The sequence below is a fragment of the Paracoccus sphaerophysae genome (assembly GCF_000763805.1).
GTDB lineage: Bacteria > Pseudomonadota > Alphaproteobacteria > Rhodobacterales > Rhodobacteraceae > Paracoccus > Paracoccus sphaerophysae.
The window spans coordinates 1-8,753 of sequence record NZ_JRKS01000090.1; the positions used below are offsets into that span (position 1 = coordinate 1).

Consider the following 8,753-nt stretch of genomic DNA (forward strand, 5'->3'; position numbering starts at 1 on the left):
CATTGCGCCGGGCAAGCCGATGCAGAACGGGTTCGTCGAAAGCTTCAACGGCAGGATGCGGGACGAGCTTCTGAACGAGGCCCTGTTCCGCAACATCGCCCATGCCCGTGACCTGATCGCTGCCTGGGTCACCGACTATAACACCGAAAGGCCCCACTCGGCCTTGGGCTACCAGACCCCTGTAGGGTTTGCCGCGAACCTGAACCCCGCAATCGCCCGCCCCGCTGCGCGAGATGAAAGCTCCGCGCGCCGGGCGATTGCTCAACCCGCGCCAACAGGCGTAAACAAAAACCGGGCTCCGGTCGCCGTTGGATGAAAGTTCAGTGGCAGGTCAGCCCCAAGTCTGCGCGCGCCAAGCTGCCCCGGTCGGCGGCCGCATGGTCGCCTCCGAGACGGCCCACGGTCAGTTGACCACGAACTCTGCGTGCAGGGCGCCGGCCGCGTGAATGGCCTTCAGGATATCGATCAGCTCGCGCGGCCGGACTCCCAGAGCATTCAAGCCCGCGACCACGTCCGACAGCGACGATTCCCCGCTCACCTCGGCAAAGCCGATGCCCGGTTCCTGGGTGATGTCTGCGTCGGTTCGCGGCACCACGACGGTCTCTCCCGGAGAGAACGGGTTCGGCTGCGACACCATCGGCGTTTCCCGCACGCGCAGCGTGAGGTTGCCCTGCGACACCGCCACGCGCGAGATGCGGACGTCACTGCCCATCACGATCGTGCCGGACTTGTGGTCCACCACGACACGCGCCCGGCTTTCCGGTTCAATCTCGATATTCTCGATGCGGCCCACCAGGCGCGCGGGATTAACCTGCCCCATGCTGGCCGAATCGATCGAGATCGTCGCGGCGTCCATCAAGGTCGCCACGCCGGAGCCCAGATCGTCGTTGATCGCCTTTTCCATCCGCGCAGCGGTCGTAAAGTCGGCGGTTCGCAACGCAATCCGGAAACTGGACATCTGCGAGAAATCGAAGTCGACCTCGCGCTCGACCCGCGCGCCCGACGGGATCGTCCCCGACGTGGGCACCCCCTGCACGACGGACGCAGCCTCGCCTTCTGCGGCCACTCCCCCCGCGATGATCGAGCCCTGGGCCACGGCATAGACCTCTCCATCCGCGGCATTCAGCGGCGTCATGATCAGCGTGCCGCCGAGCAGGCTTTTCGCGTCCCCGATGGCCGCCACGCTGACGTCGATCTGGCTGCCCGCCCGGGCAAAGGGTGGCAGCGTCCCGGTGACCATCACCGCGGCGACGTTCTTGGGCCGGAAGCTTTCGTTCGTGACGTTGACGCCCAGGCGCTCAAGCAGGCCGCCCAGCATTTCTTCGGTGTAGGGCGCGTTCCTGACGCTGTCTCCGGAGCCGTTCAGCCCGACGACAAGACCGTAGCCGACCAGATCGTTGCCCCGCACGCCATCGATTGTCGCGAGGTCCTTGATCCGCACCGGGGCAGCGAAGGCAACGCACGGCAGCAGCGCAAGGAGAACGAGGAGCCGAGCAACCCTCATCGGATATAGTCCTCCAGTGACAGGCGTGACAGCCTCGCTGTCAGCGCATACAGGTTTTGCAGGCTGGTCTCGGTCTGGGTCAGTGCCGACGCGGTCTCGTACGGATCGGCCGCCAGAATTTCGCCGCGCGCGATCGAGAGTGCCGTTCGTTCCGCCGAATTGCGCGCGACCGCGTTTTCGACGATCTGCTGGCTCATGCCCACCTTCGCCTGAACGCCGGTTACCGCATTGCTTGCGCCGCTCATGCGCATTCCTGCCTCGGAGATGAGCTGCGCCTTGTCCACGCGCGACAGCGCGAGGTCCGGATCGTTCGCCAGTGCGGCCATCGCCAAGCCCTTGAGGGCAGCGCGGAACGCCGGATCGAGGGCAGTCACGTGGTTCGCGACGGTGGTTTCACCCGATACACCGCTGGTCGTCGCGTCCTGGTTGCCACGATACGCGGCCGCAGCAAATCCCCCAGGCGCATCCGACTCAAACCAGTCGTCCAGCGCCGTGGCGATCGCCTGGGGATCAGACAATCCCGCCACTTGGGCCTTGGCCAGCCCCATGATTTCCGTCGCGGTGGCCAAAGGCGGATTGGTGGTCACGCTGCCTGACAGGATGAAGCGGCCGCCGACATCGACATTCAGCATCCGCACCACGGCATGAAAATCCTGCCCTGCCTGCAGAGATTTGACATTCAGCGAATCATCGTCGGCGATCGTTACCGCGCTCTGGAATTCAGGACCACGCGCCGTTGCGATCGATCCGATCGCATCCAGGGCGGTCTGCATGCCCGCCATCTCGCTTTGGGCGAGCGAGGCGTTTCGATTGTAGGTTTCGATCAGCGCAAGGCGGGTCTGGACCTGCGCCAGTCGCCCCATGTCGCCGCCGGTGGCAGCCGGAACATCCGCCTTGAGGCCGCTCGCGGCCTCTTGCGACAAAACGGTAAGCCGCGATTTCAGCAGACTGTTGGCCTGCCGCATCTGCACGAAGCGTGACAGATCGCCTATGGAGTTGAACCCGCTCATGTCAGCCTCAGGATTGTCTGGATCATGTCGTCGACGGTCTGCAGCACTTTCGCGTTCGCAGCATAGGCGCGTTCCAAGGCGAGAAGGCTTTCCATCTCACGGTCGCTGTCGACACCGTCCTGGCGAAGCATCGTTTCGTAGGTATTCGACTGGGCCGAGGCTCCGCTCAGCAACGACTCGGCGTCGACACGCTGGATCGCCGCGGTCGATGTCACATCGGCCACCATCACCGCGGCGCTGCGTTCGATGCCGCTTATTCCCGCGGAGGACGGCAGCCGCGCGTCGGCGAGGATATTGCGCAGATTGTCGAGCAGCGCCGAATTGCCGGCCGGGCCGCTGGTGGTCGCCCCGAGCCCGTCCCGCAAGCGCCACAACGCCCCACCTTTGGCCGGATCGGCCAGCGCGTTGAACGACAGGCGTTGAGCCAGTCCGGCTTCGTTCGCAGGATCCAGTGCCCCTCCGCCGTCGGTGAAAAGGCCCGCCGCGGTCGCGGGCTTGGTCGCATCGACGGATGGATCGGCGCAACGCTCGTAAAGATCACGGGCCGCGGCATCCAGGCGGGCCTGCGCCGCGGGCGCCTCGACGTCCCGGATCCTGAAGTTGGCGTCCAGCCGGCCGCCGGAGAGGATCCCCATCTTGCCGCCCGCCAGCTCCACGCCGTTCATCGACACGACGCCGACGGGCGGCGTGCCAACGCTCATCCCCGGTCCGAGCTTCCCCGACGGCGTGAAGTCGAATTCGGCCGGCTTGAAGCCGTCGAGCAGGACACCGCCCGAGGTCGTGAACAGGGCGATCCGCCCGCCGTCACGGGGCATTTCCTGGACCGGCACGATCTGCGACAGCCGATCGACGATCTGCTGGCGCGAATCCATCAGGGCGTTCGCGTCGTCGCCGGTCGCGAGCTGGACGGTGATCTGGCGATTGAGCTCGACGATGCGCGCCAGACCTTCGTTGAGATCTCGGACGTCCGAGGCGATGGCCTGATCTGCCCGCGTGCGCGCATCCTGCAGTTGCGTCCCTAGGCTGTTATATCCGCGCGCGAGGGACTGGGCCGTCGTCACCACGCGGGACAGGCCGGTTTCGTTTTCCGGGCGCGCCGCCGCCGCCGTCAGCGCGACGTCGAAATCGCTGAGCAGCGTTGCCAAGGCCCCCGGCTCGCCGGGAACGCCGTGGCTGTCCGATATCTGCTTGTGGAAATCCGCCAGCGTCTGAGCGCGCGCCGTTTCCGCCGACGAAATCCGGCTTTGCGCCAGGACTGAGGTTCGCACCGAACGGGTGACGCCATCGACATGAACGCCCCCGCCCGCGGCGATATAGGGCCGGGTCGACAGCTGCAATTCGCGCCGGGCGTAACCCGGCGTGAGCGCGTTGGAGAGGTTGGAGGCCACGACCTCGGTGCCGCGCGAGGCCGCGACGATCCCCGAAACTGCGTTGGACAGGGCATTGGACAGGCTCATTGTCTATCCCGCGGGGGTAACCGCGGCCTCCTGCTGATCAGCGCTTGATGTTGGTGGTTTCCTGCAGCATCTCATCGACGGTCTGGATGACCTTGGCGTTCGACGAATAGGCGCGCTGGGTCTGGATCAGGTCGGTCAGTTCGGCCGCGACGTCCGTGGTCGATCCTTCGCGGGCATAACCCACCACCGATCCCGTCGGTCCGTCGCCCGCGTCCCACAGGAAGAACGACCCCGAGTTGGGCGACACCTGATAGGTCTGGTTGTTCAGCGCAATGAGACCGTTCGGGTTGGGCACGTCCACCAGCGGAATCTGATAGATCGTGCGGATGAACCCGGTGTCGTAGGTGGCCCGCAGCATGCCGTTTTCGTCGACCTCGACCGTGGTCAGGTTGCCGACGGGAGAGCCGTCCTTGGCGATGTTCGTCGGCGCGAAGCTGTCGTCCAGTTGGGTCAGCCCGTTCGGGTCGCCCAGGCCGCCGATGTTCACGATCATCGGGCCGCCCTGGACCGACAGCGACAGGTTGCCCGTCGCCGGATCATAGGCGCCGCCGGTGAGCGTCGTCACCGAGGACAGCGTGCCGCCCTGCGTCTGGCTGTCGTCGAACACCAGCTCATAGCTGCCGATGACATTGGACGCGGGGTCCATCGCCGAGTCGCGGATTTCCATGGTCCAGGTGTTGGACGGCAAGGCGCCGGTCGGCGCAGTCGGGGTGAAGGTGATGAACAGGTTTTCCGAACTGCCCAGGTTGCCGAAATATTCGATCGCGGTGGTTTCGGGCGTAGCGGTCGCCCCCGCCTTGGTCGATGCGGCAGGCAGGTTGATGCCCAGCGTCATCCGCGTCGTCGGGTCGGCCGAGGTCTGGTTGGCGTTCAGAACCACGGGGCGCAGCCCGCCGACCGCGTCACGGGTATTGACCGGGATCGTCCCGTCCGAGTTCGCCGGCCATCCCATCAGCACCAGTCCCGAGTCGGTGCGCAGCACACCTTCGGCATCGGGACGGAACGAGCCGGTCGAGGTCATCATCATCGGCCGGTCGCCCATGCCCACATCCAGCAGCACCGAGGGCATCACCGGCAGCATGCCGCGCCCCGAGATCGCGAGATCGAGCGGATGCGAGGACGAAACCAGCGCCCCCTTTTCGTCGATGATGCGCGAGGTCTGCGCCCGGACCCCGCCGGCAGAGTAGACCCCCGCCCCGCGCGCCTGGTTGATCACCATGCTTTCGAATTCGGTGTTCACGCGCTTGTAACCGTAGGTCCCCGAGTTGGCGATGTTGTCCGAGATGCTGGCCAACCGCGTCGCGTTTGCGGCAAGACCGGCGACACCGGCATTGAGGGACGAGGAAATCGACATCTGATCATCCTGGTTGAGTCGTTGCTGCGGTCAGCTTGCACACGAGGGCTTAATTTCCGGCTAACGCCCGCCCCCGCGCCAGTTCTATCTGAGTAAAATCACTTCGATCCGGTTGTTGGCCGGGTCCATCACGTTGGAATTTCTTGGCTTCTTGTCGCCATAGGCGGTCACGCGCTGCACCCGGCGCTCGTCCAGCCGGCCGGCCTCGAGCAACTCGCGCGTCGCATGGGCGCGCCTGTCGGACAGCGGCCAGACCGGGTTTTCGATCATCATCTGGGGAAAGCCGCGGACATGGCCCGCAATGGCGATTCGGTTGCGCGCGCGGCCCAGGACCGTGGCCAGGATGCCGGTCAGCTCACGCATCACCGCGGTCGGCTCGGCGGTTTCGCCGACAAACAGAGGTTCGTCCACGACATCGCCCAGTTCGATCACCAGCCCCTCGTCGGTGACCCGCGTCACCACGTGGCGCAGCAGGTTCACCCGCTGCATCGATTCGGCGCCGCTGCCGGTCAGCTGGTCCTGAAGATGCCGGGCGAGTTCTTCCAGCTGCGCGTCGCTGGTGGCGCCGCGTTCCGTCGATTGCTGATCCGCCGCGTCCGGCGCGTCGCCGCCGTCCAGCCCCTCGGACCCCTGGGCCGGAGACTGGATGATCGTCGGGTCGAAGTAATCCGCGAGGCCCTGCCGCTGCTTTTCGGTGGTCGCGTTCAGCAGCCACATCAGCAGGAAGAACGCCATCATGGCGGTCACGAAGTCCGCATAGGCGACCTTCCATGCGCCGCCGTGATGGCCGGCCTCGCCGCCGCCTTCGATCCGCTTGATGATGATGGGCGAAGCGCCCTTGCCACCTGCCATCCGGGCCCCCGTTCCGCCTAAATTCGTTTCCCACCGGAAACAGACATAGCAGACAGGCCCTTGCGGGGCGGTTAACGGATCAAATGCCCCGCATATCCTCGGCAATCATCAGCGCCGCCTTTTCGGCGATCATGATCGTCGGCGCATTGGTGTTGCCCGAGGTGATTCGCGGCATGACCGACGCATCCGCGACCCGCAGCCCCTCGATCCCGCGCACCCGCAGCCGCGGGTCCACGACCGAGCCGTCATCGGCGCCCATCCGGGCGGTGCCGACCGGGTGGAAGATGGTCGAGCCGACCTCGCCCGCGGCGTGGGCCAGTTCGGTGTCGGTCTGGTAGGCCACGCCGGGCTTGAATTCCTCGGGCCGATAGCGGGCCATCACCGGGTTCGCCATGATCGCGCGGGTGCGGCGGATGGCGCGGGCGGCGACCAGCCGGTCCCCCGGCGTCGACAGGTAGTTCGGGGCGATCTCGGGCGCCCGCAGCGGGTCGGGCGAGGTGATCCGCACATGGCCGCGGCTTTCCGGCCGCAGGTGGCAGACGCTGGCCGTGATCGCCGGGAAATCGTGCAGCGGCTTGCCGAACGCCTCGAGGCTCAGCGGCTGGACGTGCCATTCCAGGTCCGGCGTCGCCACGTCGGGCGAGGACCGCGCAAAGGCGCCAAGCTGGCTGGGCGCCATGCTCATCGGGCCGGTCCGGCGCAGCAGGTATTCGGCGCCGATCATCCCCTTGCCCCACCAGCGCCGCGCCAGCTGGTTCAGCGTGCGGCCCTCGGACACCTTCCAGGCGCAGCGCAGCTGCAGGTGGTCCTGCAGGTTTTCGCCCACCGCGGCATCGCGCAGGACGGGGATGCCCATCTCCTGCAGCAGCGCGCCCGGGCCGATCCCGGACAGCTGCAGGATCTGGGGCGAGCCGATGGCGCCCGCCGACAGCACGATCTCGCGCCCGCGCACGATCTCGGCGGCGCCGTCGGCGAACAGCTCCAGCCCCACGGCGCGGTTGCCCTCGAACACCACCCGGCGCACCTGCCGGTGGGTGAGCACGGTCAGGTTCGGCCGCCGCATCGCGGGGCGCAGGAAGGCGCGCGCCGCCGACATCCTGAAGCCGTTCTTCTGGCTGACCTTGAAATAGCCGACGCCCTCGTTGTCGCCGGTGTTGAAATCCTCGACGCAGGGGATGCCCTCGGCCTCGGCGGCGCGGGACCAGTCGTCGAGGATGTCCCAGCGCAGCCGCTGGCGCTCGATCCGCCACGGGCCGCCAGCGCCGTGATGGTCGGACGGGCCGTCGAAGTAATCCTCGGACTTGAGGAACAGCGGCTGGACGTCGTCCCAACCCCAGCCGGTGCAGCCCATCTGCCGCCAGCCGTCATAATCGGCGGCCTGGCCGCGGACATACAGCATGCCGTTGATCGAGCTGCACCCGCCCAGCACCCGCCCGCGCGGATACAGCAGCTGTCGGCCGTGCAGGCCGGGATCGGGCGCGGTCCGGTACATCCAGTCGGTGCGCGGGTTGCCGATGCAGTAGAGATAGCCGATCGGGATGTGGATCCAGGGATAGTCGTCGCGGCCCCCGGCCTCGATCAGCAGGACGTTCAGCCGCGGATCCCCGGACAGCCGGGCGGCCAGGACGCAGCCGGCGCTGCCGGCCCCGGCGATGATGACATCATGGCGCATGCGGTATCCCCCTGGGCGGCGATGCTAGGCAGGCGCGGGGCGGGCGGCAAGCGGGTGCCGCCGCCGCCCGTCGGGTCTCGCGGCGGATTGCGGCGGTGCAACATTTCTTGCGCGCGCCGTGACCGCGCCGCGGCTTGCGTGCCCGGCCGGCTGGCTTATCTTCGGCGGCATGATCGAGGCGGGGCATTACGACATCACCACCGGCGCGGGGCTGATCGCCTGTCCGCGCTGCGACACGCTGCATCTGGATGCCGAGCTCAACCCCGGCGAGACCGCCCGCTGCGTGCGCTGCCACCTGGTGCTGGCCCGCCCGCGCGAGGGCGCCTTCACCCAGATCGTGGCGCTGTCGGTGACCTCGATGGTGCTGATGTTCGCGGCGGTGTTCTTTCCGTTCCTGGAAATCTCGCGCATGGGGATGGGCAACGCCACCTCGCTGTTCGGGGTGGCGCTGGCGTTTTCGCAGGGCTGGCTGATGCCGCTGACGGTGGCGGTGCTGGCCTTCATCGTCGGGCTGCCGGTGCTGCGGGCGGCGCTGCTGGTCTATGTGCTGCTGCCGATGCGCGGCCAGGGCCGCCCCGCCCCCCATGCCGGCGACGCCTTCCGCCTGTCCGAGCTGCTGCGGCCCTGGTCGATGGCCGAGATCTTCGTGATCGGCACCTCGGTTGCGCTGGTCAAGGTCGCTGGGCTGGCCAATGTCAGCCTGGGGCCGGCCTTCTGGGCGTTCTGCGCGCTGATCGTTGTCAGCGCGGCCAGCGACGTGTTCACCTGTGCGACCACCATCTGGGACACGCTCGAGGATCGCGGCGCCTTCGTCGACGGCCGAGAGGTCGTGCCCGACCCCGAGGCCGCCGCAGCCCGCCGCGCCGCGGTCGAAGGCCCGGGCGCGCCCGGCGCCGCCCCCATC

General features: G+C 67.4%; 8 protein-coding genes. 2 read left to right on the forward strand and 6 right to left on the reverse strand.

The genetic code is table 11. From position 1 onward, the window contains the following. On the forward strand, positions 1–316 hold a 316-nt coding region (locus IC63_RS15635; RefSeq protein WP_036722163.1), incomplete at its 5' end, for an integrase core domain-containing protein. Between the two features lie 87 nt (positions 317–403). On the opposite strand, the gene IC63_RS15640 is transcribed toward IC63_RS15635, so the two are convergent. From IC63_RS15640 to IC63_RS15665, 6 genes are all read right to left on the reverse strand, one after another. Continuing rightward, a complete protein-coding gene (locus IC63_RS15640; RefSeq protein WP_036722165.1) occupies positions 404–1,504 on the reverse strand; it encodes a flagellar basal body P-ring protein FlgI in 1,101 nt (366 codons plus the stop codon). After that, positions 1,501–2,514 (reverse strand): flagellin N-terminal helical domain-containing protein, encoded by a 1,014-nt coding sequence (locus IC63_RS15645; protein ID WP_036722167.1) that lies wholly within the window; start codon positions 2,512–2,514, stop codon positions 1,501–1,503. The genes IC63_RS15640 and IC63_RS15645 overlap by 4 nt, the downstream gene beginning before the upstream one ends. Beyond that, positions 2,511–3,971 carry a flagellar hook-associated protein FlgK gene (gene flgK / locus IC63_RS15650; RefSeq protein ID WP_036722169.1) on the reverse strand — a complete coding sequence of 487 codons (1,461 nt, stop codon included), beginning with the start codon at positions 3,969–3,971 and terminating at the stop codon, positions 2,511–2,513. The genes IC63_RS15645 and flgK overlap by 4 nt, the downstream gene beginning before the upstream one ends. A 37-nt stretch (positions 3,972–4,008) precedes the next feature. Beyond that, positions 4,009–5,325 carry a flagellar hook protein FlgE gene (locus tag IC63_RS15655; RefSeq protein ID WP_036722171.1) on the reverse strand — a complete coding sequence of 439 codons (1,317 nt, stop codon included), beginning with the start codon at positions 5,323–5,325 and terminating at the stop codon, positions 4,009–4,011. An 84-nt stretch (positions 5,326–5,409) separates the two neighbouring features. Continuing rightward, on the reverse strand, positions 5,410–6,177 hold the full coding sequence (locus IC63_RS15660; RefSeq protein ID WP_036722174.1) for a flagellar motor protein MotB: 768 nt from the start codon (positions 6,175–6,177) through the stop codon (positions 5,410–5,412). Positions 6,178–6,256: 79 nt separating this feature from the next. After that, positions 6,257–7,849 carry a GMC family oxidoreductase gene (locus tag IC63_RS15665; RefSeq protein WP_036722175.1) on the reverse strand — a complete coding sequence of 531 codons (1,593 nt, stop codon included), beginning with the start codon at positions 7,847–7,849 and terminating at the stop codon, positions 6,257–6,259. A gap of 118 nt (positions 7,850–7,967) precedes the next feature. Here IC63_RS15665 and IC63_RS15670 point away from each other — a divergent pair. Then, positions 7,968–8,753 (forward strand): paraquat-inducible protein A (locus IC63_RS15670; RefSeq protein WP_232222645.1); only part of this gene is annotated, 786 nt, incomplete at its 3' end.